Here is a 24,674-nt window from a genome sequence, read left to right as displayed (position 1 = left end):
TATTTGTACAGTAAATTAGTAGTCTATTCATGGTAATTACAGCTGCCTGGATCGTACTGGGCCCCTCGATGGTGAAAATATGAATAGAGGGTATGCAACCGCACTCGTTGTAATGATCCTACTGACTGGATGTCTATCTTCTGTCGGATCTAACCCGGAACCAATCGTTCGTAGCCAGGAACCGGTAGTATTTCATAATGAGACGCCTGAATCGCCTAAATTTGGCCATCAACAGGCTGATGAGAACATAATAACACCTTCTCCTTTGCAGAATAAGACACAACGTACTGATTTAAATGTCACATTAGTTGAAAACATTTTATTTAAAAAACTAAATGAATATAGATCTGTAGATAATGCTGGTTCCCTAACCTTTGATCCCCGCCTCGCTATGATAGCTCGCCATCACTCATACGATATGGCTACCCGGAATTATTTCAACCACACCTCGCCCGAGGGTGAAACATTCTCGGACAGGCTTCGTGAAGCAGAGTACGATTGTTACATTAGTCGGGAGAATATCGCCGGAATGTATTGGAAAAACGGCCAATCTGAGACAGAAAACGAACTTGCGGAGGCTTATCTACGCGGGTTTATACAATCCCCAGAACACAATGCTGCGATGATCCACCCAGAGATGACTACCGTCGGTATCGGCATCTACGTCGCCAAGGACGGCCGTGCCTACGCTACAATGAACCTCTGTGATGCGGACCCGACGGAGGATAACACAGAATGACCGAGTCCGACCGTTGTCCAACGCGAACGCGCAGACGCTTCCTCGCGACCGCGAGCACCGCGACGCTCGCCGGGACCTCGGGCTGCCTCGGCTGGCTGCGCGGCGACGGCGACGCCGACGAACCTCGCGGTGGCTGGCACACCGACGAGTTCACCACGGCCGAAGCGACAGAGACATTCAGCCACCGCGAGGGCACTCGCACCCCCTACGCCGGCGTGGAGCAGATCTACGCCGGCGGCGGCACCCTCGTCGCGGTGTACTTCGACTACGCACACGAGCCGTCGATCCGGTGGTGGCGTGAGGAGTACCCGAAACTCTCGGACCTCGTCGCCGACGAGGCCGCCCGCCCGACCCTACTCATGTTCCCGATCCCGATCAACGAGTGGTCGGTAGTGCTTCCCAGCGCGCTGTTCGAGGTCCGCGCCCGCGGCTCCCGCGCGGACGCGTGGCGGTTTCACGAACTGCTCGTCGAGTCGGCTCCCGACTACTCCTACGACCTGCTTCGCGACCTCGCGACCGAGGTCGGTATTGACGCCGACGCGGTCGTCGCGGCCGCCGAGACGCGGCGGCGACGCAACCAGACGTACTCCGACCGACAACTCGGCCGCGACAGCGGCGTGGAGGGCGAGGCGTTACCGGCGTTCCGGTGGGGAACCGATCCGATCGAGGGATCGTCGGCAGCGGACATCCGGGAGTTCGTCGAGTCCCAGCAGTAACCCGGAGAATCACCCGTCGTCGTTCGGTCGGTCGGCGTGATACGCGGTGTCGTACTCGCCCGGGCGGTCGTCCAGCCGGTCCGGATTGATCCGGCCGCCCAGGAGCATGAAGTCGAGCACCGTACAGTAGAGCATCGCCTCGACGACCGGAACCGCCCGCGGCGGGAGCACCGGATCGTGGCGGCCCACGACCTGCACCTGTTTCTCCTCGCCGGTCTCCCAGTCCACCGTGGTCTGCTCTTTCGGGATGGAGGTCGGGGCGTGCCACGTCACCTCGCCGTAGATCGGCTCGCCGGTAGTGATCCCTCCCTGCAGGCCGCCGTGGTCGTTGCCGACGGGCACAGGGTCCCCCTCCTCGCTGACCGTCTCCGGGTGCTCGCCCTCGTCGAGCTCCCAGTTCTCGTTTCGGTCGTGTCCCGTTACCTCGCGGGCGTCGCGGCCGAGGCCGAACTCGAAGGCCGTCGTCGCGGGGATCGACATCATCGCCTGCCCGAGCCGTGCGGGGACCGAATCGAACCGCGGCGCGCCAAGTCCGCGGGGGACGCCGCGCGCCTCGAACTCGACGGACCCGCCGATGGAGTCGCCGGCCTCCTGGTACTCGTCGATGCGATCGCGCATCTCCGCGGCCGTCTCCGGGTGCGCGCAGCGGACCTCGTTCTCCTCGCTGTGTTCGAGCATCTCCTCGAAGGTCACGTCGGGCGCGACGATGTCGCCGATCTGGTTGACGTGCGCCTTGATCTCAACGTCGTAGTCGCTCTGGTCGAGGACCGCCTTCGCGACCGCGCCGGCGGCGACCCAGTTCACCGTCTCGCGCGCGGAGGACCGACCGCCGCCGCCCCAGTTCCGCGTCCCGAACTTCGCGGAGTAGGTGTAGTCGCCGTGGCTGGGGCGGGGCGCGGTGACGAACGGCTCGTACTTACCCGAGCGGGCGTCCTTGTTCTGGATCACCATCCCGATCGGCGTCCCCGTGGTGTAGCCGTCCTGGAGCCCCGAGTTGATCGCCACCTCGTCCGGCTCGCCGCGGCTGGTCGTGATCATCGACTGGCCGGGCTTCCGTCGATCGAGTTCCCGCTGGATCCGCTCCTCGTCCAACTCGACCCCGGCGGGGACGCCCGAGACCGTACAACCCATCGCCTCGCCGTGGCTCTCGCCGTAGGTGGTCAGCCGGAACAGCCGGCCGAACTCGTTTCCGTTCATGCCCGTGTTCGGGGAGTCGGCGGTATAAAATGCGGCGAAGGTGGCGAACGGTCGTGTCGTCCCGAACTGATCGATCCGGTCGGTCACGGCGCGCGCGTCGGGTGTATATGCGTCCTACTCGCCCTCGATGGGGGCCGCGTCTGGTTCGTTGGCGTCGGGGGCGTCGGGGTCGTCGCCGTCGTCGCCGTCGTCGGGGGAATCGGTGGCGTCGGCGTCAGCGGTGTCTGCCTCGCCGGTCGGGAAGTGATCGATCGTGTCCGCACGGAAGGCCTCCTCGTCGAAGGAGTAGTCGTCGAGGAAGTCGACGACCGTTCGGGTGTCGCGCATCGCGTTCTTGAGGCACGTGGACGCACCCGGCGAGGGGGTGATGTTGAAGATGATGTCCTTCCCGACGATCTTCGCCTCGCCCATGTCGAGACTCTTCGCCTCGGTGTCGACGATCTGTGGGCGGACTCCGCCGTACCCCTTCGCCCGCTCGATGTCGTCGAGTTCGACGCTCGGAACGACCTTCTGGACGTGCGGGAGGAACTGCTTCGGCCCGACGGACGGGACGTCATACACGAGGTTCCGAAGGACGTACGGCAAGAGGATCCGGTCGGCGAGGATGTTGGCGTAGCTGAGGAACGACGCCGCGTTGAGGCCGAAGACGTCGAGGAAGTCAGACACCGTCGATATCCGGCCGCGCTCCAGCGCCGGCACGAGCTTCGCGGTCGGCCCGAACCGGGTCGTGCTCGGGTCGTGCACGTCGGCGTCGCCGTGGATCGCCGCGAACGGGAGCTTCTTCATCTGCAGGGTGTACACCTTCCCGTTCAGGAGGTCGTCCGCGAGGAAGAAGCTCCCCGCGACCGGGAGCAGCGCCTTGTCTTTGCCGTAGCCGAGCTCCTTCGCGATCTGGAGGCTGTGCGACCCGGCGGCGACGACGGCCGCCGCTGACTCGAAGCGACCGTCGTCGGTGTCGATCGCGTACCCGTCCGGCGTCGGGGTGACGTCCGTGACTTTCGTGCCGGTGAACACGTCGACTGCAGCCTCCTCGCGGGCCTCTTCGACGAACGACTTTGCCGTCTCGCCGTAGTCGACGACGTAGCCGTCGGGCGTCTGCAACGCCAGCAGGTCCGTGTCTGGGTCGCGTCCCTCGACGACCTTGGGCTCGATCTCCGCGATCTCCTCGCGCTCGATCGGGCGGAGTTTCGGGAACAGGTCGCCGAACCCCTCGTCGTCGTAGCGGCGTTCGAGCGCCTCGACCTCCTCGTCGCCGACGCCGAGCACCATCTTGCTGCGCTTGGCGTGCATCTCGCGGTCGGCGTCGTGGTTCTCCAGGTAGCCGGCGAGCAGCTCCGCGCCCTCCTTCACCTCCTCGGCCTTCTCGAGGGTGTAGTTGGTCTCGATGTCGCCGAAGTGGAGCGTTTGTGAGTTGTTCGTGTGGTGGGAGTTGATCGCCGCCACCTCCGATTCCTTCTCGATCAGCGCGATCGACTCGATGTCGGTGAAGCGCGCGGTCGTGTACAACAGCGACGCGCCGCTGATACCTCCGCCGACGATGACGAGATCGTAGTTACCCGACATGGATGGTGGATGCTACGTGCATCACCTGGCCGCAGGCTCATAACTCATTTTTTCTCCCGCGGTATTGCCACCCATCGTCGAGGAGGGGTCGTCGCCGCCGCTGACGGCGACACCGACGCTCAGCGGTCGCGAACCCGCATCCGAACCGGCTCGGTCGGTCGCGTCGTGATGCTCGCCTCCAGACACCCCTCCAGGTCGACCGGCTCGACGACCTCGAACGCGTACCGACGCAGCAGCGTCGCGAGGATCAGCTTCGCCTCCAGCAGCGCGAACCGGTCGCCGACGCACCGCCGCGGCCCCGAGGAGAACGGGAAGTACGCCAGCGGGTGGAGGTCCGCCTCCATCTCGTCGGTCCACCGCTCGGGGCGGAACTCGAGTGGATCGTCGTAGTGGGCGGGGTCGCGGTGGACGACCCACTGGCTGATCGCCAGCGGCGTCCCCTCCGGAATCCGGTAGCCGCCGAGTTCGACGTCCTCGGTCGGCTCGCGGAGGATCCCGTGAACCGGCGGCAGCAGCCGCATCGACTCGGTGATCACGTCGTCCAGGTACTCCAGGTCGCGGACGCTGTCGACGCCTGCCGGTTCGTCGCCCAGTTCGCTCTCCAGTTCCGCCAGCAGCGTCTCCTCGACGTCGGGATGGCGCGCGAGCAGGTGCAGCGTGAAGGTCAGCGCCAGCGCCGTGGTCTCGTGGCCCGCCAACAGCAGCGTCTTCACCTCGTCGCGGACCTGCTCGTCGGCCATGTGCTCGCCGTCCTCGTCGGTCGCCGTCAGCAACGCCGCCACCACGTCATCGTCCGACTCGACCTCGCCCGCTCGGAGCGCGCGACGCTTCTCGACGATCAGTTCGTCGACGATCCGGTCGAGGCTCGACACGGCCTCGTCGAGCGCCTGGCGTCCGGGCGTCGGCACCCACGCCGGCAGGAGGTCGACGAGGGCCCCGCCGGCCGACTGCTCCATCACCGTGTCCAGCGCGCCGCCGATGGCGGGCGTGCGGTCCCGGATGTCGACGCCGGCGAGCGCGCGGGCGACGATGTCCAGCGTCAGCCCCATCATGTCCCGGTGCACGTCGCGCACCTCTCCGTCGTCCCAGCGGGCGCTCGTACGCTCGGTCGCCTCGACCATCATGTCGCCGTAGCCCGCGATCCGGTCGGGCGTGAACGCCGGCTGGATGAGGTGGCGCTGGCGACGCCAGAACTCCCCCTCGCTGTTGAGCAGGCCGTTCCCGAGCACCGGACGGAGCTGCTGTTGGAACAGCTCTCCCTTCTCGTACCGCTCGTTCTCTCCGACGAGCACCCGCCGGATCGCGTCGGGGTCGGTGAGCAGGAACACCGACTGTCCGAGGATCTCGTAGCGTGCGACGCCGCCGTGCTCGCGGGCGACGCGGTCGCGGAACGCGAAGAAGTCGCACCGGCTCTCGAGGAACGAGCCGACGACGGGGAGGCCGTCGGGACCGGGAGCGGCCTCCGGGGGCAACGGCGAACCCTGTGTGTCGCTCATACGCCGATCGAACGCCTCCGGAACAATAGCGGTTCGTGAACGCACAGTCTGTTCAGGACGGTTTCGATCGGCATCGGGCGCTGTCACCTGGTAGCGAGTGGCGTCATTTAGTGGCGCGTGGCGTCACTTGTGGCGGCTGGCGTCGCTTAGTCGCTCAGTGACGGGTGGCATCTCGTGACGTCTGTCGGTTCCCGCCAGTCGCTCATACGGGCCGGAACTCGAAGCGAGCGCCGCCGGCGTCGCTCTCGGTCGCCGACGCCTCGAAGCCGTGCGCCTCGGCGACCTCCGCGACGATCGCGAGGCCGAAGCCGGTCCCCTCCCGGTCGGTGGTGAAGCCGTGATCGAACACGTGGTCGCGCACGTCCTCCGGAACGCCGGGACCGTCGTCGGCGACGTAGAATCCGCCGCCGTCGAGCGGACCGACCGTCACGGCCACGTCGGGGCCGGCGTGTTCGATCGCGTTCCGGTAGCAGTTCTCGAACAGCTGCGTGAGCTGTCCCTCGTTCCAGTCCATCCTCCCGAGACCGTCGGCGACCGTCAGCGTCGCCTCGTCGGTCTCGACGGTCGCCCACGCCTCCCGCGCGACCGCGGGCAGGTCCACCGACTCCGTGTCCGCGTCGCCCGTCTCGTTGCGCGCGAGTTCGAGCAGTTCGTCGACGAGGCGTTCGATCCGATCGAGGGCCCCGTCAACCCTATCGAGGTGCGACGTGTCTCCGGACTCCCGAGCCAGGTCCAGGTGGCCGGCGGCGACGCCGAGGGGGTTGCGGATGTCGTGAGCGACCACGTCCGCGAACCGCTCGAGCTGTCGGTTCCGTTCCTCGAGGCGCTGCTCGCGGTCCGTGCGCGCGAGCGTCGCCTCGACGCTGGCGGCCAGCGCGCGAAAGAGGTCCACGTCGGCGTCGTCGAACCCGTTCGGCTCCAGCGACGCCGTGAGCATCACTCCGTGGTCGCCCAGCGGGGCGATCAGCTCCGAGCGGACGACCGTGTCGGGGTTGTGTCGCTCGTTCTCGTCGTCCATGTCGTCGATCCGGCGGAACTCGTCGGCCTCGAACGCCTCCCACGCGAGACTCTCGCCCCCGCGAAAGGTGGGGTGGTCGTCGAACATCGCATCCGAAGAGACGGTCACCGCCGCGGGGACGAGCGCGTCGCCCGATTCGTCGACCAGCCACACGCCGGTCAGCGGCATATCGATCACGTCCGCAGCGGCCGACACGGCACGCGAGGCGATGTCGTCGGCGTTGGTCGCCGTGTTCAGCTCGCGCGCGATGCTCTGGAGCGCGCGGAGTCGCCGCTCGAACCGGGTCCGCTCGGTCACGTCGCGGCCGATGACGAGGACGTGATCCTCGCCGTCGAAGGTGACACGAGTCAGGCGGTGATCGACGTACTGAAGATCCTCGTCGCTCCCGTACGGGAGCGTCAGTCGCCGGCTGCCTCCCTCGGCGGTCCCGGACCCCGCGTCGGTCGCCCCGCCGGTCGCTCCGCCCGCCGTTGCGCCCGCCCTTCGGCGGGTCGACCCGCCCTCGGAGGCGGCCGAATCGCCGTCGAGGGAATCGCCGTCGAGGACCGCTCGCGCGGCCGCGAGGAACCGCTTCGCGTCCGCCGGGCTCGTCAGCGACGTCATCGCCTCCTCGACCCCGCGCCCCTCGAGGTCGTCCGCGCCGTCGAGGTGGACCAGAGCGAACTCGACGACGAGGTCGCTGTCGAGCACGATCACGCTGTCGTGAAGCGCCCGGAGGACCTCCCGACTCCGCTCCAGTTCCCGGTCGTGCGGCAGCCGGGACATCGACGGGGTGAGATACGCGGTCACGCCCGTGGGATCGGGATAGATCCGCACCTCGACGCGGGCGTCGACGCCGGGGAGGGTCGCCTCGATGGCGCGCTCGCCGCCCGTTTCGGCGGTCTCGCGAAGCGCCGACGCGAACGAGGACTCCGAGAGGTCGTAGCCGTCGAACACCGTCCAGACCTCCGTGCCGACGGCCTCGGCCGCCGAGACGCCGGACAGTTCGGCCATCTGACCGTTCCAGGCAGTCACCCGCCAGTCCTCGTCGAGCGAGACGACGGCGTCACTCGTTCGATCGAGTTCCTGGGCAGCGTCCTCGGTCGGATCGTCGGTTCGATCGCCCGGCTCGCTCATTGACGGGTCCCTGGGGTCGCGAGAAATAACGGTTGCGACCCAGCCCTCCGTCGGACCGCGGTGCGGCGCGTTCGGGTCTCGTCGCTCATCGCGCCGCCTCCAACACCGCCCGCGCGTCCGCCTCCGTCAGCTCGTACTCCTCGGGCGCGTACGACAGCAGCGAGTCGGCGGCGGCGACGCGGGCGGCCTCGTCGAGTCCCGGTCCCGTCTCGTCGACGCCCTCGAGCGACGACAGCGACGCCGGGAGATCGAGGGCGTCGCGGACGCGTTCCACCTCGGCGATCGCCGCCTCCGCCGTGTCGACCTCGAACGCCGCCGTCAGCAGCGAGAGGTCGACGCCGGCGTCGGCCATCGCTCGGAGGGCGTGCGGGGCGACCGCCGCGTGCGCGAGTCCCTGCTGGATGCCGAACGCGTCGCGCAGGCCGTGCCCGAACGCGTGGATCACGTTGATCGTCATGGCTCCGGGTCGCGAGATGCCGTACTGCGCGAGCACGATCCCCGCGACCGCGCGGTCCATCGCGGTCGGGTCATCCGCCATCTCCGGGAGACCGTCTGCGAGGAGCCGAATCGCCCGCGTCGCTGTCGCGTCCGTGACGGCCGTCCTCGTGCGGGCGTACAGCGACTCGATCGCCTTGTCGAAGCCGTTCATGGCCGACCCGGCGAGCACGCGCTCCGGCGTCGTCTCGAACAGCGCCGGGTCGTAGAACAGCGCCTCGGGCATCAACTCGGCCCCGCCGACGCCCGTGGAGACGACCTCCGTTCCGCCGTCGCCGTCGTCGACCGCGGCGGCGATGCCGGCGATCACCGACAGGTCAGCGCCCGCCAGCGTCGTCGGGACCGGGAACAGCGGCGTCAGCTCGTCGGGATCGTCCGGGGTCGAGATCCCCCCGGTCTCTGCGACCTCGGCCCGGGCGTCCGCGAGCGACAGGTCGCGAGCCCGGAGGACCGAGGCGACGGTGGCGACGTCGAGGCTGGAACCGCCGCCGACGGGGACGAACGCGTCGACCGCGAGGTCGTCGGCGCGCTCGACTGCGCGGGCGGCCTCCCGGAGTCGCTTGTCCGGGGTGGTGCCCGCGAACACCTCCGCGAGGCGGTCGTCGAGGCTGTCGCCGACGGCGTCCATCAGCGCGGCGTTGCCGGCGACGTTCGACCCGCAGACGACCAGCGCGGCGTCGCGGTCGCGGTCGGCGAGCGCGTCGCCGATGTCGGCGATGCACCCGCGGCCGTAGTGAATCGCCCCTGGGTCGTAATCGAAGGCGAACGGCGGCGTATCGAGGTCGCTCATGCGAGTCCGGTCGGTCTCCCGAGCGAAAACGGCATCGGCGGCGGAAGCGCTCTATCCTCCGGGCGAAAACGGCATCGGCGGCGGAAACGCTCCACCCCCGGTCGATCCGGCGTCAGTCGGGCCGGATCGTGGTCACCGTCCGCTCGTCGGCGGGGACGAACGCGCTCGCTTCGACCTCCACGTCCGCGTCGTCGTGAACCAGCGACGACACGCCGACCATCGTCGCCGCGGGATACTCCGGGGCCGAGAACACGTCACGTCGCAGTTCGTGCAGTTCGCGACGGAGATCTGCGGTCAGCACGTCCTCTCTGACGTAGAACCGTAGCCGCGTCACGTCCCCCATCTCCCCGCCGAGGTCGTCGACGATCATGTCCTCGATCATCTCGAAGACGACCGCCGTCTGTTCGACGGGCGTTCCCTCCGGGTGGATCAGTCCCGACAGCGCCACGTCGACGCCGTCGGACCGCTCCGTCGCCACGCCGAACGACATCGCGGGGTCGGAGCCGTCGTCGAGTTCGCCGAGACCCGGACCGAGATACGTCCGCTCCATGGCCGAGTCTCCCGGACGGGAGTCATAAACGACCGTGGTCTGACACCCCGCCGGAGCGACGCGATCGCGTGGCCGCTTCGGGGACTCGCCCCCTCGACGTCGTCACTCCACGGACACGTCCGCGCCCAGGTCCGCCATCGTCTCGAAGAAGCCGGGGAACGACACGTCGACGTGCTCAGCGCCCGTGACCGTCGTCTCGCCCTCGGCGACGAGGCCGGCGACCGTCAGCGCCATCACGAGTCGGTGGTCGCCGCGACCCTGGACCGTCGCGCCCACGAGGTCCGAGTCGTCGCCGTGGACCGTCAGCGAGTCGGGTTCCTCGGTCACGCTTGCGCCCATGGCCTCCAACGACTCGGCCATCGCGGCCACGCGGTCGGTCTCCTTGTACCGGACGTGCTCGGCGTTGACGATCCGCGTCTCGCCGCCGGCGACCGCGCCGAGGACGGCGATGGTGGGGAGGAGGTCGGGCGTGTCGCCCACGTCGACGTCGACGCCGGAGAGGTCGCCGCCGCGGACCTCGATCTCCCCGGCCTCTCGGTCCCAGTCGATCGCCGCGCCCATCCGGTCGAGCACGTCGACGATGGCGGCGTCGCCCTGCGCGCTCGGCCGCGCGCCCTCGACGACGACGCCGTCGCTGTCGCGGTCGCGGGTTCCGTCGCCGTCCGCGACCGCGCCCGCCGCCAGCAGGTACGACATCGACGAGAAGTCGCCCGGGACGGCGTACTCGTCGGCCTCGTACGCCTGCCCGCCGGGAACGCGAAAGCCCGTCTCCGTGTGCTCGGTGTCGACGCCGAAGTCCGCGAGCACCTCGCGGGTGATCTCGACGTACGGCGCGGACTTGAGTTCCGTCTCGAGGTCGACCTCGACGCCCTCGTCGGTGACCGCGCCGGCCATCAGGAGGGCGGTGACGAACTGCGAGGACACGTCGCCAGGGATGGCGACCCCGCCGCCGTCCATCGCGTCGCCGACGACCAGCGGGGCCTGCCCGTTGTGCCGCGTCGACTCCGCGCGACCCCCCAGCGACTCGACGGCCTCGAGGAGCGGTCCCTGCGGGCGCGAGCGTAGCGAGTCGTCGCCGGTGAGCACGGCGAGTCCGTCCGCCAGTCCGGCGGCCGCTGTGACGAGCCGCATCGTCGTCCCCGAGTTCGCGCAGTCGATCACGTCGTCGGGGGTGTCGGGGCGACCGCCGAACCCCTCGACCTCGACCGCGCTCGCGCCCCCGGTCCCGTCGTCGATCCACGACACAGCGCCGCCGAACGCCTCGATGGCCCGGCCGGTCGCCCGCGGGTCCGCCGAGTCCAGCGGGTCCGCGACGGTCGTTCCCCCGCCGTACCCGGCCGCGAGGATCGCCCTGTGCGTGTAGCTCTTCGACGGCGGCGCGCGTGCGCGTCCGGCGACTCGCGACGGCGAGACGTGTGCGTCCATGTCCCGAGGTGCGCTCGCCGCGGCAAGTGTGTACCGGACGCGGCGACGGTTCCGGCGACCCTCGGGCAGTCGATTGCCACCTCCGAGTCGGAATTCGACCGACTCCGGCCTGATCAGCTTCGCAGTCTCTGACCTCCAAATCGAGAGTATAAGCCCCGTAGGCGCTAGGTATTGACTATCTAGGTGGCGCTCATCACACCGGAATGGTTTGGCAACACCGGTATCCACCCCCGAGGAAGACGTATCACCAGATGAATCGTGATAGCGCCGAGACACTCCTCGCGGAGCTGTTGGAACGCGGATCGGTGCCGGAGGAGCGCGTCGAGGCGGTCGAACGACTGAAGCGACAGGGGCGGGTCTGGCACGCGCTGGAGTACGCGATGAAGGGGAAAGTCGCCCGACGGTGGTCCGACGACCCGAAGCAACGGACGAACTGACGCCTCGAGGGGGGATCGAGACCGGCGTCGACGGGCGGCCGCGACGAAAACGCCTATCCCGCCCGTGGACGCACCGGAGACCATGACGCGACGCCGCTCGGCACTCGACGATCGCCTCGACGCGACTGGGGTCGACGCCTACTGCATCGAGGCCGACAACGCCGACTCCGATCAGCTGTACCTCTCGGGATTCGACGCCCCTGACCCGTTTCTCACCGCCTACACCGGCGACGAACTGGCGGTGCTCGTCTCCGGACTGGAGTACGGCCGCGCGAAGACCGAGTCGCACGCCGACACCGTGGTGCGCCTCTCGGCGTACGACTACGCCGAGCGCGCCGCGGAGGCCGACGAGGCGAGCGCAAAGGCGTCGGTGTACGCCGACTTCCTCGCTGACCTCGGCGTCGAGTCGGCGCTCGTCCCCGAGCGGTTCCCGGTCGGCGTCGCCGACGGCCTGCGCGAGGCGGGCGTCGCCGTCGACGTGGACCGCGACGACACCGTCGAGACGCTGCGGGCGGTCAAGACCGACGAGGAGGTCGACGCCGTCCGGCGGGCCCAGGCGGCCAACGAGGCGGCGATGGCGGCCGCGGAGGCGCTGATCGCCGATGCCGACGTGGCCGACGACGGCACGCTCGTACACGATGTCGACGGCGAGGAGACGCCGCTCACCAGCGAGCGCGTGAGCGAGGAGATAGAGGTGACGCTGCTGCGACACGGCTGCGCGCTCGACGAGACGATCGTCGCCTGCGGCGCGGACGCGGCCGACCCCCACGACCGCGGAAGCGGCCCGCTGGCGGCCGGCGAGCCGATCATCGTCGACATCTTCCCCCGGGAGAAGTCGAGCAAGTACCACTCCGACATGACCCGGACGTTCTCCAAGGGCGAGCCGGACGGGACCGTCCGGGAGTGGTTCGACCTGACCGAGACGGCGCTTTCGGCGGCGCTCGCGGCCGTCGAGCCCGGTGCGACCGGGGCGGACGTGCACGCGGCCGCCTGCGAGGTGTACGAGGACGCGGGCCACCCGACGCTTCGCTCCGATCCCGACACGGAGACGGGGTTCATCCACTCGACGGGCCACGGCGTCGGCCTCGACGTGCACGAACAGCCCGGGCTCAACCCCCGCGGCGGGGAACTGGAGCCCGGCCACGTGATCACCGTCGAGCCGGGCCTGTACGACCCCGACGTCGGCGGCGTCCGCATCGAGGACATCGTCGTCGTCACCGAGGACGGCTACGAGAACCTCACGGAGTTCCCGGTGGAGCTGGTGGTCGAGTGACCGCGTCGACGCGATCCCGGAGACCGCCCGGACGGGGTGACCCGGGGCGACCGCCTCGCGCGCCCCGACGCCGCAGGCGACACCGAGGACACCGGCGGCGACGCGGCTTTGTCGACGGCCGCCGTGATACGAGGTATGAGCCTGTTCGAGCGCGTCGCGGCCGCGTTCCGGGAGCCCGACGCGGACGGATCCGAGGAGCCCCCGGGGGATGGCGGCGTGACTGATCCCGCGGGGGGAGGCGACGACGCCGATCCGGCTGACGACGGCGACGAGGAGCACGCGGACGAGGAACACGCGGACGAAGCGACCGACGCCGTCGTCGCCGTCTGTCAGCGTGCTCCCGACGGGATCCGCACGTACACCGTCGAAGTGGTCGCGGAGGGGGCCGAGATCGCGGAGGTCGCGCCCGGGCTGTTGGAGGCCCACTTCGAGGTCGTCGAGGGCGGCGTCGGCGAGGACCGCGTGACCGTCCGGGCGGTCGACTTCCGCGGCGAGGCCCGGAGCGTCGAGGCGGAGACGCTCGTCGGCGTACGGTTCGCGGAGCCCGTGCCCCGTTCGGAGGTACGGATGCGGCTGGTCGCCGGCGAGGACCACGACGGCGACACCCTCCCCTCGGAGTCGTTCCGGCTCGCGTCGGTGGAGTGACGGCGGCGGGCGGACTCGTCCGATCGCGTCGCCCCCCGGACCGATACCCTTTCGGTCGCGACACCGATAGCGGGGTGCATGAAGTTGCTCGTCGTCGGCGCGGGGGAGATGGGTCGGTGGGTCGCACACACCCTCCGCCCGGTCGTCGACCGGGTCGCGCTCGCGGACACGAACCCGCAGACGGCCATGGACGCCGCCGAGGCGGTCGTCGACGGCCGCGTCGTCCCCCTGGACACCGACGAGTCGTTCGACTGCGTCGTCCTCGCGGTCCCGATCCCGGTCGTCGCCGACGCGGTCGCCCGTTACGCCGACAACGCCGCCGACGGGGCGATCGTCGACGTGGCGGGCGTCATGGGCGACCCCCTCGCCGCGATGGCGACCCACGCCGACGGCGAGTACGCCAGTTTCCACCCGCTCTTCGCGCCGCCGCGTGGCCCCGGGCGGATCGCGTACGTCCCCGGTGAGGTCGGCCCGGTCGTCGAGCACGTCCGCGAGGGGTTCGCCGACGCCGGCAACGAGCCGTTCGAGACGACCGCCGCGGAGCACGACGACGCGATGGCGAAGGTACAGGCCGGGGCCCACACGGCCGTCCTGGCGTACGCGCTCGCCGCCGGCGACGTGGACGAGCGGTTCCACACGCCCGTCTCCGAGCCGCTGGCGGAGTTGGCTCGCACGGTCGCCGCGGGCGAGTCGCGCGTGTACGCCGACATCCGCGAGGCCTTCGACGGCGCGGGGCCGGTCGCCGACGCCGCGGCGGCGCTGGCGGAGGCCGACCGCGAGGAGTTCGACGCGCTGTTCGCCGACGCCCGCGACGCCGTCGACGGCGACTCCCGCGTCGGCGACGGCGCGGCTAACGGTGACGACGACGCGACCGCGGACGGCGACGGTCCGACTTTCGAGGAGTGAGGCGGCCGAGACAGAACCGTTACCCACGCCGACTGAGTAGCCGTCGGCAATGACTCCATCGCCGACGCCCCCGGGGTGGTCGCCGTGAGCGTCGACCGCGAGGCCCTGCGCGACACGGCGAAGTACCTCCGAAACGTCCGCCCCGTCGACCCCGACGAGGTGTACGAGTACCTCCCCGGTCAGCCCCACCAGGCCGTCGTTCGCACGGCCCTCCGTGAGGAGGCGTTCGACCTCGGCCTCCGCGAGCGCGACGACGGCAGCTTCGTCCCGGTCGACGAGGAGCCGGTCGACCCGCCGGGGTGGTCGCCCTCGGCGTTCCCCGACGAGCACGTCGAGACCGTCGAGGACCTCCTGTTCGACCGACACGGACTCGACTGGCACGACGGCGACTCCGGCGACGCCCTCCGCGAGACGATCGACCGCATGAAGGAGGACTACTACCGCGGGCGGCGCGTCGAGTACGACGCCGACGCCGCGCTGGCGTACGCCCTGTATCACCTGCCGGACTTCTACGCCGCCGTCGGCTACGTCCTCGACCGGCTGGCCGACCGCGGGCTGCTCCCCCGCAGGCTCCGCGTGCTCGACGTGGGCGCGGGCACCGGCGGCCCCGCGCTCGGCCTCCACGACTACCTCCCCGAGGACGCCGTCGTCGACTACCACGCCGTCGAACCCAGCGCCAACGCCGACGTGCTCGCGGACGTGCTCGCGGACACCCGTCGGAACTTCCGAACCACGATCCACCGCGAGCGCGTCGAAGACATCGACCTGACCGGACTCGTCGACTCGGGCGACGCCGGCGACGCAGGCGGGGGCGACGATTCCGATGGGAGCGACGACACCACGGGGACCGACGACGCCGACGTCACCGGCGACGATCCCGCCGCGGACGGTCCGTTCGACCTCGTGCTGTTCGGGAACGTCCTCTCGGAACTGGACGACCCCGAGGCGACCGTCGAGCGGGGCCTCGACGCGCTCGCGGCCGACGGCTCGTGTCTCCTGCTCGCGCCCGCCGACCTCGACACCTCGACCGGGATGCGCCGCGTCGAGCGCGCGGTCGCCCCGCCCGACGGCGACGTGAGCGTCTACGCGCCCGACCTGCGGCTGTGGCCCGGCGACGCCCCAAGCGACCGCGGGTGGTCCTTCGAGGAACGCTCGGCCCTCGCGGTCCCCTCGTTCCAGCGGTCCCTCGACGACGCCGCGACCCGGGCGTACGACGAGGAGCCCGGCACCTACGTCAACACCGACGTGAAGTTCTCGTGGGCGATCCTCCGACCGGACGGCGAGCGTCGCCACCCCGTCGCCGCGAGCGCCGAGCGCCACCACCGGATGGCCGAGTCCGAGGCCCACGTCACCGACCGCGTGAACCTCCTGTGCGTGAAGCTCTCGGCCGACCTCGCCGACGGCGACGACGCCAACCCCCTGTTCAAGGTCGGCGACGGCAGCGAGGAACTGGAGCACTACCTCGTGCTCACGGGGGAGTCGGTGCTGAATCGCGACCTCCGGGAGGCACCCTACGGCGCGGTCCTTTCGGTCGAGAACGTCCTGGTCCTCTGGAACGACGACGAGGGCGCGTACAACCTCGTGTGCGAGCAGGAGACCGTCGTCGACCTCGTCGCCGCGTAGGCCCGCCTCGGTCGCCTCGTCGCCGGTGGGGACTCCGTCGCCTCCGGTGGCGACCCCGCCGACACAGAGGTCGCCCCCCGTTCAGGCCGGGCCGTACCGGGCGACGCCGGCGCGCGCGACCGCCACGGCGACCGCGCCGAGCGCGAGGACGACCCCCGCGGCCGCGTACGACCCGGCGTCGGCGCTCCCGACGGCCAGGCGCGCGGCGACGTTCGCGGGGTTCGCCGGCGACAGCACGGCGAGGCCGAACAGCCCCAGGACGCCCAGCGAGTACAGCGTCTGTGCGGCCCGCCTATCCGGCGCGAGCAGCGCCAGCGCGGCTCCAAGCGCCGTCACTAGCGCCGCGAGTCCGACCGTCAGCGCCAGCAGCGCGAGCACGCCTGTCACCGTCGCGAGCGCGCTCGGCCCCGGCGCGATCGCGGTGCCGTTGAGCGACAACAGCGCCAGCCACAGCGCCGCCTGGACGGGCGCGAGCCCCGCGGCAGCGAGCAGTTTCCCCTCGACGATGTCGGTCATCGTGACGGGGGCGACCCGGAGCAGTTCGAGCGTGCCGCGCTCCAGTTCCTCGGTGAGCGAGTCGACCGTCACCGACCCGGCGATGAACACGGGGAGGAACAGCAACAGCGGCACGAGCACCGTGTAGGTGAACCCGAAGTACGGCGAGGAGCCGACCCGGGGCGGCAGTTCGAGCGTCTCCGACTCCAGGCTGGCCGAGCGCTGGTCGCGCTCCAGGCGCTCGAACGCCCGCAACGCCTCGCGTGCGCGGACCACCACGAGCGTCGTCCCGACGGTGCCGTCGGGGACGAGCACCCGGACCTCGAGCGTCCCCCGCTCGGTCGCCGTCGACAGCAGCGCCGCGTCGACCTCGCCGTCGGAGAACGCGTCGACGGCGGCCTGTCTGCTCGCGTACAGCCGGCCGTCCATCCCGTCGGTCTCGCCGACCGCTCGCGCGAGGTCGCCCGCGTCGTCGCCGGCGACGGCCGTCTCGACGGCGTACCCCGCCGCGTCGCCGGGGTCGTACAGCGACACCAGCCCGACGACGAGGAACGACGAGAACGCCGCGACGAACAGCTGGATCAACAGCGCGAGCACGATCGTCTTCTCCGAGCGCAGCGACGCCAGCTCCCGCCTCGCGATCGTCCACCGCGCGTCCCGGCCGGTTCGATCGCCGGCGGCGACCGTCCCCGGAACCGGGTTCGGGGCGTCCCCTTCGCCCTCGCGCTCCTCGGACGGCCCCGCGTCGCGGTCGTTATCCAAGGGCGCTCACCACCGCGAAGTCGTAGGCGAAGTGGATCGCCATCGCGACCGCGAGGGTCCCGCCCCACGCCCGCCGGCCCCGCGTCGCCCCGACGGCCGCGACGGCGGCGGTGACGACGTGCAACGCGAGCGGGAGCGTGAGCAGTCCCAGCGCGAGGAGGGGGCCGGCGTCGCCGGCGACGCCGGCGGTGCCGAACGCCGCCCGTCCGAGCGGGAGCGAGTCGAGCCCGACGAGTTGGACGACGGCGGTCGCCTTCTCGGCGAGGAAGAACCCAGCGCCCGAGAGCGCTCCGAGCTTCAGCGCCGTCGGGAGGTCGCGCTCGAAGCGCGACTGCGAGAACCCGGCGTAGATCGGCACGCCCTTCGCGAGCTCCTCGACGACGGCGACGACGACGAACAGCCCGACCAGCGCGGCCGACTCGGGGAGCGCGAACAGCAGCGCGACCCCGAGCAGTTCGGCGACGAACACGAACGGGATCGACAGCGCCGCGAGCAGCGCCACGTCGCGCGGGCGGTGCAGGTGGACCGCCAGCGCGTCGAGGAACTTCAGCGGAACCGCGCGCTGGGTGAACATGTCCTCCTCGCGGTAGACGCCGATCCCCATCGCGAACAGCGTGCCCGCGACGAGGTAGAACGGTCCCGTCGAGAACAGGTACTCGCCGAGCGCGACCGCTTCGCCCTGGAGGTCGCGGACGACGATCGTCAGCGGCGAGATGAGCGCGATCGGCGTCACCGTCGAGAAGATCGCCGGCACGAACGCGTAGGTGGTCAGCGTCACCGAGACGGTGACGGTGACGAACGTGAGCTCCTTGAACGACCGCGCGAACATCGCGCCGACGAACGTCGACGCGAGGAACACCAGCGCGATGGGGAACACCGCCGCGACCGACAGCGCGCCGCCCCCGACGCCGAGGGCGATGAGCGTCGTCGCGAGGAGCGCGACCGCCGCGTACGGCAGCGTCTTCCCGGCGACGATGTCCGTCCGCGACAGCGGCGCGACGAGCAGGAGTTCGCCCCGGCGGTTGATCCGCTCGTTCAGCACCGTCGAGCCGTACGCCTGGATGATGAAGTTCATCGGCACGAGGAACGCGAACGCGAGCACCAGCGAGCCGAACGGGAACGGCGGGGAGATCTCCGCGGGCGACCCCGTCGGCTGCCCGCCGAACAGCCCGCCGGCCGCGCCGCCGAAGTCGGGCACGCCCAGGCCGCCGTCCGAGCCACCGGTCGCGTCGCCGCCGGCATCGCTGCCGGCACCGCCGCTCCCGTCGCCGCCGTCGCCGTCGCCGCCACCGGCACCGCCGTCGTCGTCGCCCGCGCCGGCGACGTCGCCGTCGCTCGCGCCGATCCGCTGGCTCGAGCGCTCGACGTAGGTGAGCGTGACGCCGACGGGGAACGCCGCGGACTGGTTCGGCTCGGCCGCCAGGAGACGGCCGTTGTGCGCCTCGACGGCCGACCGGAACGTCGACAGCGCCGCCTCGCCCTTCGGGGTGTCGGCGGCGGTGACGGTCGCGCTCCGGTCGGTCGGGTCGGGGTCGACGACGTACACGTCCGCGTTCGGCGCGTCCGGCGGAGACGCCGACAGCGGCGTCGACTGGGCGACCGGCTCGTGGTACGGGCTCTCCGAACTCACCGCGACCGAGTAGATGTCCTCGTCGAGCGCGACGCCGCCCGCGAGGAGGCCGCCGGCGGCGACGCCGAGGGTCAACAGCAGCGCGACCGCCCCCAGCGCCGCGGTCCGCCGGTCGAGCGTCCCGGTCGTCCGAGACACCTCCCAGCGGGCGACGCGCAGGAGCTTACGCGGCGATATCACTCCCCCGCCTCCGGCGGGTCGACGCCCTCTCGGGGGGGTTCACCCCGGTCGGCGTCCGCGTCGTCGTCGCCGGCGCGATCCCCGTGCTCGTCCCCGTCCGACCGAGCCGCGTCGCCGACGACGGTCGGGTCGTCGCCGGGGGCGACGCGTCTGCTCCCGGGCATCGGCTGGTCGGCCACGTCGAGGAAGATCTCCTCGAGGGTCGACTCGCGGGTCCGGATGTCGGCGACCTCGCCGCCGGCGTCGGCCGCCTCGGCGCGGATCCCCTCGACGGCGTCCATCGAGTCGACGACCGTCAGGTGACGGTCGCCGTCCGGGTCGCTCCCCTCGACGGGGACGGTCGTGAACACGCGGTAGCTCGTCTCGCCGTGTTCGGCGCGGATCTCCTCGACGGAGCCGCGGGCGACGATCTTCCCCTCGTTCATGATGACGACGCGGTCGCACACCGACTCCACGTGATAGAGGTTGTGCGCGGAGAACAGCACCGTCTTCCCGGCGTCGGCGAGCGCGCGGACGTACTCCAACACGTAGTTGGTCGTCAGGGGGTCCAGGCCCGAGGCGGGTTCGTCGTAGATCAGCACGTCGGGATCGTTGACCAGCGAGCGCGCGATGGCGACCTTTCGCTTCATCCCCTTCGAGACGTCCCCCAGCCGTCGGTCGCGGTGCTCCAGCTCGAGGTCGTCCAGCGCCGTCTCGATGCGTTCGTCGGCGACCTCGCGGGGCACCTCGTACAGGTCCGCGAAAAAGCGGAGGTAGCTCCGCGCGGTCATGTCCTCGTACAGCGGCGACTCCTCCGGGAGGAACCCCAGCGCGGTCCGCGTCTCCGGGTCGCCGGCGGGCGATCCCGCCACTTCGACCGTGCCGGCGGTGGGCTCGATCAGCCCCGCCAGCGTCTTGAGCGTCGTCGTCTTGCCCGCCCCGTTCGGGCCGACGACGCCGAAGATCTCCCCCGGATCCACGTCGAAGGTACTCCCGTGGACGGCGACGAAGTCGCCGTACACCTTCCGCAAGCCGTCGACGGTTATCACACGGCTACCTTCGCCCCGTGGAGTAAAGGCCCGTCGCCGCGCCTATCGCGCCTGAGAACCGGCGGCGCGGTGCGTACGGAGCGGTCCGTCGTCCAGCGGATCGGTCGATCGCGCCGCTCGGGCGGCGGTCGATCGGTAGCGTAGCTTGAGCGGTAGCGTCGATCGGTCGCGAGAATCAGTCGTCGTCGTCGCGGTCGCCGCCGTCGGTTCGTGCCTCGGGTTTCTCGCCGCCTCGTTCCCAAACTCGGTCCGCGGAGGCCCCGTTCGGCGCTGTGTGACTGACGTCCGCCATGGTTCGTTCGGTCATCGTGATACGTACCAGCACGTCCCGGTATTTTAGCGTTGCATGCAATTCCCTTAGACACACAGTACCATATTAGGATATTAATACTAACTCTCGGGGGCTACCGACGGGCGATCAGATCGCGGGGGTACGTCGGCGGGGATTCCGTCGATCCGTCCACGTCACGCCGGGAGATCCCGTCGATCCCTCCACGGTGCCGCGGGGAGCGCCGGTCGTCGCCAGATCTCCCGTCCGTCGCGCCGATCGGACGGACCAGACATATGTACGCAGCCGTGGACTCCCTCGACATGAATCAGACGGTCGTCGACCTGCTCGCGGGCAACGCGGAGCACGCCCGCGAGTTCGCCTCCCGGTTCGACGCGGTCCAACACGGACAACAGCCCGAGGCGGTGACGGTGTGTTGTTCGGACTCGCGGGTGCTCCAGGACCACGCCTTCGGCAACGACACCCCCGGGCGGCTGTTCACCTGCGGCAACATCGGTAACCGCGTCGTCCAGCGCACGGGTGCCGGCGAGGTGATCTCCGGCGACGTGCTCTACCCGCTCGCGCACGCCGGCACCCGGACGGCGGTCGTGGTCGGCCACACCGGCTGCGGCGCGGTGACGGCGACGTACGACGCGCTCACGGGAAATCTCGACGCGGGCGGCGAGCCGCCGGGGATCGAACACTGCGTCGGCCTGCTCGCGCCGCACCTCGAACCGGGCGTCGATCTGCTCCCCGAGGGACTCGACGACGCCGCAGAGGTGAACCACCTCGTCGAGTACAACGTCGACCGGCAGATCGAGCACCTCCTCGACAGCGACGACGTGCCCGCGGACACGGACCTCATCGGCGTCGTCTACGACTTTCAGGACGTCTACGACGGCGAGCGCGGCGAGGTCCACGTGATCAACGTCGACGGCGAGCGCGACCCCGACGCGCTGCGCGAGGCGCACGCCGAGGTGCCGGCGCGGATCGACAGGCTCTGGACCTACTGACGGCCGGCAGTTCGGCGTCGCGGTTTTCGTTGCTGTCGCGGTCGCGGTTCTCATCGTTGTCGCGGTCGCGGTTCTCGTTGCCGTCGCGGTCGCGAGCGACCGATTCAACTGTCTCCCGGTGGACGCCCGACCGTGACCGATCTCGCGCTCTCCGATGTCGACCTCCTGGCCGGACGCGCGGACGCGCTCGACGCCGACGCGGCCGCGCGGCTCACCCACCACCCGCAGGACGCCGTCGACACCGAGTACCCCCACTACGTCGGTTCCGTGGACGGCCCGGACGACGCCGTCGTCCCGCGCGAGCGCCACCCCGTCTTCTACGGCTGCTTCGACTGGCACTCGGCGGTCCACAGCCATTGGGCGCTCGTGCGTGCGCTCCGGCTGTTTCCCGAGCATCCCGACCGCGAGGCCATCGTCGCCGGGATCGACGAGCGGCTGACCCCGGACCGCGTCGCGGGCGAGGTCGCGTACTTCGAGGAGCACGAGACGTTCGAGCGACCGTACGGCTGGGCGTGGCTGCTCGCGCTCGCGGCCGAACTCGACCGCTGGGACGACTCACGCGCCGACGACTGGCGCGAGGCGCTCCGCCCGCTGGAGGACCGGGTCGTCGAGCTCGTCCGCGACCGATTCCTCACGATGGAGCGAGCCCACCGGGTCGGGACCCACGGCAACGCTGCGTTCGCGTGCTCGCTGATCCTCGATTACGCTCGAAGCGTCGGCGACGACGCGCTCGCGACCGCGACGGCCGAGACCGCACGGGAGTTCTACGGGGCCGACACCGACGCCCCCCTCGAGTACGAGCCGCTCGGGTGGGACTTCCTCTCCCCGACGCTGGTCGAGGCGGACCTCATGCGACGCGTGCTTGAGGGCGACGAGTTCGCCGACTGGCTCGACGGCTTCCTCCCGGACCTCGACGCGCTCCCCGCGCCGGTCTCGGTCGCCGACGGCGAGGACGGCGTCGCGCTCCACCTGGTCGGCTTGAACGTCTCGCGAGCGTGGTGTCTCGCCGGCGTCGCCGACGCGCTCCCCGCGGGGCCGCGTGCCGGCACCCTCCGTGAGTCCGCCGTCGCCCACGCGCGCCGCGGTCTCGACGAGGCCTTCACCGACGACTACGCAGGGTCGCATTGGCTCTCGTCGTTCGCGTGCTACCTGCTCACGCGCAACGAGGGCGGAATCGGCCTCGAGTAGCGAGAGGGGTCCGAGCGGGGACGTCCAACGCGACCGAGCGGTTCGGACGTCTCGGCGATCCCGACCGAACACGGCGAACTCCGGAGACTACTTTTCGAATCACTAGGGGAGAGCGATCAAACCGACTTGAGACCGCTACCGGCTCTCTCGTTGCTCCACTTTGTTCAGGTAGCTGAAATCCACCATACGCACTATTGAAACGATCTTGTTGTAACCACCAATCCCAATCTGATGGTAAGATTCTTTTTCTGTGGTAGCGTATTCTCCTCTATGTCAGCAGAAACGGATGCACAGGGGCGGCTGTACATCCCGAAGGAGGTGCGCGAGAAGTACGGCCAGAAGTATCACATCGTTTTGTACGAGGACAGAATCGAGCTGATCCCCGTCGCGGACGATCCACTCGCCGCTGTCCGCGAAGCGGCAGGTGAGCTTCGCGGTGCATCCGTCGAGGAAATCCGAGAGGACATCGAGGCGGAGGCGAAAGACGAAGCTGAAGCAGTTGGTGACGACAGATGACGGTGTACGTCGAGACGGATTTCCTGCTCGCACTCGCTAAAAACACCGATTGGTTGCAGGGCTCTGCTGAGGACGCCCTCGGCAAGTACGACGTCGAAACGTCCTCGTTCTCGTATCTCGAACTCCTCCTCGCCAGAGAACGCTACGAGTTCGACTACGTTCCGCTGGTGGCGAACCTGCTCGAACTCGTTCCCGTGCGGAACGAGGAGGAGAAACAGGTGATTCTGAAAGCTGTCAACTACTACGACGAGGGAATGACGCCGTTCGACGCCTTCCACGCGGCGACTGCGGAAACGCGAGGGATGAACGTGCTCTCCTCTGAGAAGGACTACGAGGATATCGAGGTGGAACGAGTCCCACTCGAACCAACTGACGAGGAGTGACTCCGGACGGTGGATATAGTCGCAGCTGAACGAAGCGTGGACTCGTAATCGTTGTCGTGACCGCGTCTGCAACAGAGTTACGTCGAATCTTCCGCCTGTTCATCAAGTCCGCAGTTTCGTATGGTGGCGTCGAGAATCGACCCAGCCTCACTAATACGTAGTGGAGGCTCTAGAACAGTCGTCTGTACGCATATCGACTCTCCCGTTGCTCGACCTTGTTCAGGTAGCGGAAATCCATTGTATACCCCGTAACCCCTACGGGGAAGTCCGTGGGTAATAGTGGGCAACACATATCAGCGGCGGGTGCGTACCGTTTTCTATGAAAGTCGACGCAACAGACCTCAAAACGAACGAGACGGACGACCGAGGTCGAGTCTATCTCGGCACCGAGTACGCGAACAAGCGCGTGACCGTCGCTGTCGTCGAGGTGGAATCTGACCGGCCGGACGACGACGAACTGGCAACCGCCTATCGGGAGGCCTCCGAGAGCGCGGAGGCACTCACAGAGGAGTGGGGCGAAACGTCCGACGAAGCGTGGGAACGCCTCGATGAGTGACGGCACGGACGTGCGACGGGGTGATGTGGTTATCGTTCGACTCGACCCCGCCGAGGGACACGAGATGAAGAAGACGCGCCCGGCCGTGGTCGTTCAAAACGATATCGGAAACCGGAACTCAAGTACGACCATCGTCGCGCCCGTCACGGGGACCTACCGCGAGTATCCGTTCGAGGTGTTCGTCGAGGCGGACGGGTCACCGCTCGAAACGGATTCGTCAATCCGGCTCGACCAGATTCGAACCGTCTCGGTTCTGGAACGGATTCACTCGGTCGTCGGTTCACTCGACGGACCTACGATGGCTGAAGTCGACGAGGCGTTACAGCTGAGTCTCGGCCTCGACTGAGCTACCGGCTCTCTCGTTGCTCGACCTTGTTCAACTCGATGAGCAGCCGGAAGATCGCCTTCACGAGGTTCGCGTCCACGTCGAAGCGCTCGGCGTTCGCGCCCGCCCGATCCATCACGGCCTGCTCTTGCGTCTCGTCGGTCGTCGGGAGGTCGTTGCGCGCTTTCACCTCGGCGATGGTGTCGGCCACGTACGTGCGGCGGGCGATGAGTTCGACCAGTTCGCGGTCGATGTCCTCGATCTCCGCGCGCAGTTCGTCCAGGCCCATTCCGTCCAGGTCGGTCGCCGCCTCGTCGGTGTCGGTGTCGTCGTAGCTCATG

At 69.4% G+C, this 24,674-nt stretch carries 25 protein-coding genes; 13 read left to right on the top strand and 12 right to left on the bottom strand.

Annotated features, from left to right (window positions below; translation table 11 throughout):
• Positions 1-112: 112 nt before the first annotated feature.
• Both Hbl1158_RS10830 and Hbl1158_RS10825 read left to right on the top strand, forming a co-directional pair.
• Positions 113-739, top strand: coding sequence for a CAP domain-containing protein (locus tag Hbl1158_RS10830; protein WP_234297265.1), 627 nt, complete (start codon positions 113-115; stop codon positions 737-739).
• A complete protein-coding gene (locus tag Hbl1158_RS10825) occupies positions 736-1,455 on the top strand; it encodes a hypothetical protein (protein WP_234297264.1) in 720 nt (239 codons plus the stop codon). Before Hbl1158_RS10830 ends, Hbl1158_RS10825 begins: the two co-directional genes overlap by 4 nt.
• Before the next feature lie 9 nt (positions 1,456-1,464).
• Here the strand turns inward: Hbl1158_RS10825 and aroC are convergent, their stop codons facing one another.
• The 7 genes from aroC to aroA all read right to left on the bottom strand — a co-directional run bounded on the left by aroC (position 1,465) and on the right by aroA (position 11,105).
• Positions 1,465-2,652, bottom strand: a complete 1,188-nt coding sequence (gene aroC / locus Hbl1158_RS10820) for a chorismate synthase (RefSeq protein WP_234297263.1) — start codon at positions 2,650-2,652, stop codon at positions 1,465-1,467.
• A 114-nt stretch (positions 2,653-2,766) separates the two neighbouring features.
• Entirely contained in the window at positions 2,767-4,215 is a 1,449-nt protein-coding gene (locus tag Hbl1158_RS10815; RefSeq protein WP_234297262.1) for an FAD-dependent oxidoreductase, read from the bottom strand.
• 119 nt (positions 4,216-4,334) lie between these two features.
• Positions 4,335-5,711 (bottom strand): cytochrome P450, encoded by a 1,377-nt coding sequence (locus Hbl1158_RS10810; protein ID WP_234297261.1) that lies wholly within the window; start codon positions 5,709-5,711, stop codon positions 4,335-4,337.
• A gap of 202 nt (positions 5,712-5,913) precedes the next feature.
• Entirely contained in the window at positions 5,914-7,845 is a 1,932-nt protein-coding gene (locus Hbl1158_RS10805; protein ID WP_234297260.1) for an ATP-binding protein, read from the bottom strand.
• An 85-nt stretch (positions 7,846-7,930) separates the two neighbouring features.
• Positions 7,931-9,130: an iron-containing alcohol dehydrogenase family protein gene (locus Hbl1158_RS10800; RefSeq protein ID WP_234297259.1), complete on the bottom strand. Its 1,200-nt coding sequence runs from the start codon at positions 9,128-9,130 to the stop codon at positions 7,931-7,933.
• 112 nt (positions 9,131-9,242) lie between these two features.
• Entirely contained in the window at positions 9,243-9,680 is a 438-nt protein-coding gene (locus tag Hbl1158_RS10795; protein ID WP_234297258.1) for a RidA family protein, read from the bottom strand.
• Positions 9,681-9,782: 102 nt separating this feature from the next.
• Complete coding sequence (gene aroA / locus Hbl1158_RS10790) at positions 9,783-11,105, bottom strand: 3-phosphoshikimate 1-carboxyvinyltransferase (RefSeq protein ID WP_234297257.1); 1,323 nt, start codon at positions 11,103-11,105, stop codon at positions 9,783-9,785.
• Positions 11,106-11,356: 251 nt separating this feature from the next.
• On the opposite strand from aroA, the gene Hbl1158_RS10785 reads away from it, so the two are divergent.
• The 5 genes from Hbl1158_RS10785 to Hbl1158_RS10765 all read left to right on the top strand — a co-directional run bounded on the left by Hbl1158_RS10785 (position 11,357) and on the right by Hbl1158_RS10765 (position 15,989).
• Positions 11,357-11,542 (top strand): hypothetical protein, encoded by a 186-nt coding sequence (locus Hbl1158_RS10785; RefSeq protein ID WP_234297256.1) that lies wholly within the window; start codon positions 11,357-11,359, stop codon positions 11,540-11,542.
• A gap of 82 nt (positions 11,543-11,624) precedes the next feature.
• The gene (locus Hbl1158_RS10780) at positions 11,625-12,815 is read left to right on the top strand and encodes a Xaa-Pro peptidase family protein (RefSeq protein ID WP_234297255.1); all 1,191 of its coding nucleotides are present in this window, start codon (positions 11,625-11,627) and stop codon (positions 12,813-12,815) included.
• 135 nt (positions 12,816-12,950) lie between these two features.
• Complete coding sequence (locus Hbl1158_RS10775; protein WP_234297254.1) at positions 12,951-13,460, top strand: hypothetical protein; 510 nt, start codon at positions 12,951-12,953, stop codon at positions 13,458-13,460.
• A 78-nt stretch (positions 13,461-13,538) separates the two neighbouring features.
• Positions 13,539-14,366, top strand: a complete 828-nt coding sequence (locus Hbl1158_RS10770; protein ID WP_234297253.1) for a prephenate dehydrogenase/arogenate dehydrogenase family protein — start codon at positions 13,539-13,541, stop codon at positions 14,364-14,366.
• 84 nt (positions 14,367-14,450) lie between these two features.
• Positions 14,451-15,989, top strand: coding sequence for a class I SAM-dependent methyltransferase (locus Hbl1158_RS10765; RefSeq protein WP_234297252.1), 1,539 nt, complete (start codon positions 14,451-14,453; stop codon positions 15,987-15,989).
• 81 nt (positions 15,990-16,070) lie between these two features.
• Here the strand turns inward: Hbl1158_RS10765 and Hbl1158_RS10760 are convergent, their stop codons facing one another.
• The 4 genes from Hbl1158_RS10760 to Hbl1158_RS17175 all read right to left on the bottom strand — a co-directional run bounded on the left by Hbl1158_RS10760 (position 16,071) and on the right by Hbl1158_RS17175 (position 20,391).
• Positions 16,071-17,126, bottom strand: coding sequence for an ABC transporter permease (locus tag Hbl1158_RS10760; RefSeq protein ID WP_234299518.1), 1,056 nt, complete (start codon positions 17,124-17,126; stop codon positions 16,071-16,073).
• Positions 17,127-17,238: 112 nt separating this feature from the next.
• The gene (locus Hbl1158_RS10755) at positions 17,239-19,056 is read right to left on the bottom strand and encodes an ABC transporter permease subunit (RefSeq protein WP_234297251.1); all 1,818 of its coding nucleotides are present in this window, start codon (positions 19,054-19,056) and stop codon (positions 17,239-17,241) included.
• The gene (locus Hbl1158_RS10750; protein WP_234297250.1) at positions 19,053-20,084 is read right to left on the bottom strand and encodes an ABC transporter ATP-binding protein; all 1,032 of its coding nucleotides are present in this window, start codon (positions 20,082-20,084) and stop codon (positions 19,053-19,055) included. Before Hbl1158_RS10750 ends, Hbl1158_RS10755 begins: the two co-directional genes overlap by 4 nt.
• 175 nt (positions 20,085-20,259) lie before the next feature.
• Complete coding sequence (locus Hbl1158_RS17175) at positions 20,260-20,391, bottom strand: hypothetical protein (RefSeq protein ID WP_255764071.1); 132 nt, start codon at positions 20,389-20,391, stop codon at positions 20,260-20,262.
• A 257-nt stretch (positions 20,392-20,648) separates the two neighbouring features.
• On the opposite strand from Hbl1158_RS17175, the gene Hbl1158_RS10745 reads away from it, so the two are divergent.
• The 6 genes from Hbl1158_RS10745 (at position 20,649) to Hbl1158_RS10720 (ending at position 24,354) form a co-directional block, all read left to right on the top strand.
• Positions 20,649-21,365 (top strand): carbonic anhydrase, encoded by a 717-nt coding sequence (locus Hbl1158_RS10745; protein ID WP_234297249.1) that lies wholly within the window; start codon positions 20,649-20,651, stop codon positions 21,363-21,365.
• 132 nt (positions 21,366-21,497) lie between these two features.
• Complete coding sequence (locus tag Hbl1158_RS10740; RefSeq protein WP_234297248.1) at positions 21,498-22,553, top strand: DUF2891 domain-containing protein; 1,056 nt, start codon at positions 21,498-21,500, stop codon at positions 22,551-22,553.
• 270 nt (positions 22,554-22,823) lie between these two features.
• Positions 22,824-23,069 carry an AbrB/MazE/SpoVT family DNA-binding domain-containing protein gene (locus Hbl1158_RS10735; protein ID WP_234297247.1) on the top strand — a complete coding sequence of 82 codons (246 nt, stop codon included), beginning with the start codon at positions 22,824-22,826 and terminating at the stop codon, positions 23,067-23,069.
• The gene (locus tag Hbl1158_RS10730; RefSeq protein WP_234297246.1) at positions 23,066-23,452 is read left to right on the top strand and encodes a PIN domain-containing protein; all 387 of its coding nucleotides are present in this window, start codon (positions 23,066-23,068) and stop codon (positions 23,450-23,452) included. The genes Hbl1158_RS10735 and Hbl1158_RS10730 overlap by 4 nt, the downstream gene beginning before the upstream one ends.
• A gap of 319 nt (positions 23,453-23,771) precedes the next feature.
• On the top strand, positions 23,772-24,008 hold the full coding sequence (locus Hbl1158_RS10725; protein ID WP_234297245.1) for a hypothetical protein: 237 nt from the start codon (positions 23,772-23,774) through the stop codon (positions 24,006-24,008).
• The gene (locus Hbl1158_RS10720) at positions 24,001-24,354 is read left to right on the top strand and encodes a type II toxin-antitoxin system PemK/MazF family toxin (protein ID WP_234297244.1); all 354 of its coding nucleotides are present in this window, start codon (positions 24,001-24,003) and stop codon (positions 24,352-24,354) included. Before Hbl1158_RS10725 ends, Hbl1158_RS10720 begins: the two co-directional genes overlap by 8 nt.
• A gap of 1 nt (position 24,355) precedes the next feature.
• On the opposite strand, the gene Hbl1158_RS10715 is transcribed toward Hbl1158_RS10720, so the two are convergent.
• Complete coding sequence (locus Hbl1158_RS10715) at positions 24,356-24,673, bottom strand: chorismate mutase (RefSeq protein ID WP_234299517.1); 318 nt, start codon at positions 24,671-24,673, stop codon at positions 24,356-24,358.
• Position 24,674: the final 1 nt, after the last annotated feature.

This window comes from Halobaculum sp. CBA1158 (assembly GCF_021431925.1).
GTDB lineage: Archaea > Halobacteriota > Halobacteria > Halobacteriales > Haloferacaceae > Halobaculum.
The sequence above is the reverse complement of the archived record's forward strand: the minus strand, read 5'-3'. Positions and strand labels throughout refer to the sequence as shown.

What these genes read in the sequence shown, in the direction of transcription:
- Hbl1158_RS10830 (WP_234297265.1), top strand. Translation starts at nt 113, where the DNA reads ATGATCCTACTGACTGGATGTCTATCTTCTGTCGGATCTAACCCGGAA.
- Hbl1158_RS10825 (WP_234297264.1), top strand. Translation starts at nt 736, where the DNA reads ATGACCGAGTCCGACCGTTGTCCAACGCGAACGCGCAGACGCTTCCTC.
- aroC (WP_234297263.1), bottom strand. Translation starts at nt 2,652, where the DNA reads ATGAACGGAAACGAGTTCGGCCGGCTGTTCCGGCTGACCACCTACGGC.
- Hbl1158_RS10815 (WP_234297262.1), bottom strand. Translation starts at nt 4,215, where the DNA reads ATGTCGGGTAACTACGATCTCGTCATCGTCGGCGGAGGTATCAGCGGC.
- Hbl1158_RS10810 (WP_234297261.1), bottom strand. Translation starts at nt 5,711, where the DNA reads ATGAGCGACACACAGGGTTCGCCGTTGCCCCCGGAGGCCGCTCCCGGT.
- Hbl1158_RS10805 (WP_234297260.1), bottom strand. Translation starts at nt 7,845, where the DNA reads ATGAGCGAGCCGGGCGATCGAACCGACGATCCGACCGAGGACGCTGCC.
- Hbl1158_RS10800 (WP_234297259.1), bottom strand. Translation starts at nt 9,130, where the DNA reads ATGAGCGACCTCGATACGCCGCCGTTCGCCTTCGATTACGACCCAGGG.
- Hbl1158_RS10795 (WP_234297258.1), bottom strand. Translation starts at nt 9,680, where the DNA reads ATGGAGCGGACGTATCTCGGTCCGGGTCTCGGCGAACTCGACGACGGC.
- aroA (WP_234297257.1), bottom strand. Translation starts at nt 11,105, where the DNA reads ATGGACGCACACGTCTCGCCGTCGCGAGTCGCCGGACGCGCACGCGCG.
- Hbl1158_RS10785 (WP_234297256.1), top strand. Translation starts at nt 11,357, where the DNA reads ATGAATCGTGATAGCGCCGAGACACTCCTCGCGGAGCTGTTGGAACGC.
- Hbl1158_RS10780 (WP_234297255.1), top strand. Translation starts at nt 11,625, where the DNA reads ATGACGCGACGCCGCTCGGCACTCGACGATCGCCTCGACGCGACTGGG.
- Hbl1158_RS10775 (WP_234297254.1), top strand. Translation starts at nt 12,951, where the DNA reads ATGAGCCTGTTCGAGCGCGTCGCGGCCGCGTTCCGGGAGCCCGACGCG.
- Hbl1158_RS10770 (WP_234297253.1), top strand. Translation starts at nt 13,539, where the DNA reads ATGAAGTTGCTCGTCGTCGGCGCGGGGGAGATGGGTCGGTGGGTCGCA.
- Hbl1158_RS17175 (WP_255764071.1), bottom strand. Translation starts at nt 20,391, where the DNA reads ATGACCGAACGAACCATGGCGGACGTCAGTCACACAGCGCCGAACGGG.
- Hbl1158_RS10745 (WP_234297249.1), top strand. Translation starts at nt 20,649, where the DNA reads ATGTACGCAGCCGTGGACTCCCTCGACATGAATCAGACGGTCGTCGAC.
- Hbl1158_RS10735 (WP_234297247.1), top strand. Translation starts at nt 22,824, where the DNA reads ATGTCAGCAGAAACGGATGCACAGGGGCGGCTGTACATCCCGAAGGAG.
- Hbl1158_RS10730 (WP_234297246.1), top strand. Translation starts at nt 23,066, where the DNA reads ATGACGGTGTACGTCGAGACGGATTTCCTGCTCGCACTCGCTAAAAAC.
- Hbl1158_RS10725 (WP_234297245.1), top strand. Translation starts at nt 23,772, where the DNA reads ATGAAAGTCGACGCAACAGACCTCAAAACGAACGAGACGGACGACCGA.
- Hbl1158_RS10720 (WP_234297244.1), top strand. Translation starts at nt 24,001, where the DNA reads ATGAGTGACGGCACGGACGTGCGACGGGGTGATGTGGTTATCGTTCGA.
- Hbl1158_RS10715 (WP_234299517.1), bottom strand. Translation starts at nt 24,673, where the DNA reads ATGAGCTACGACGACACCGACACCGACGAGGCGGCGACCGACCTGGAC.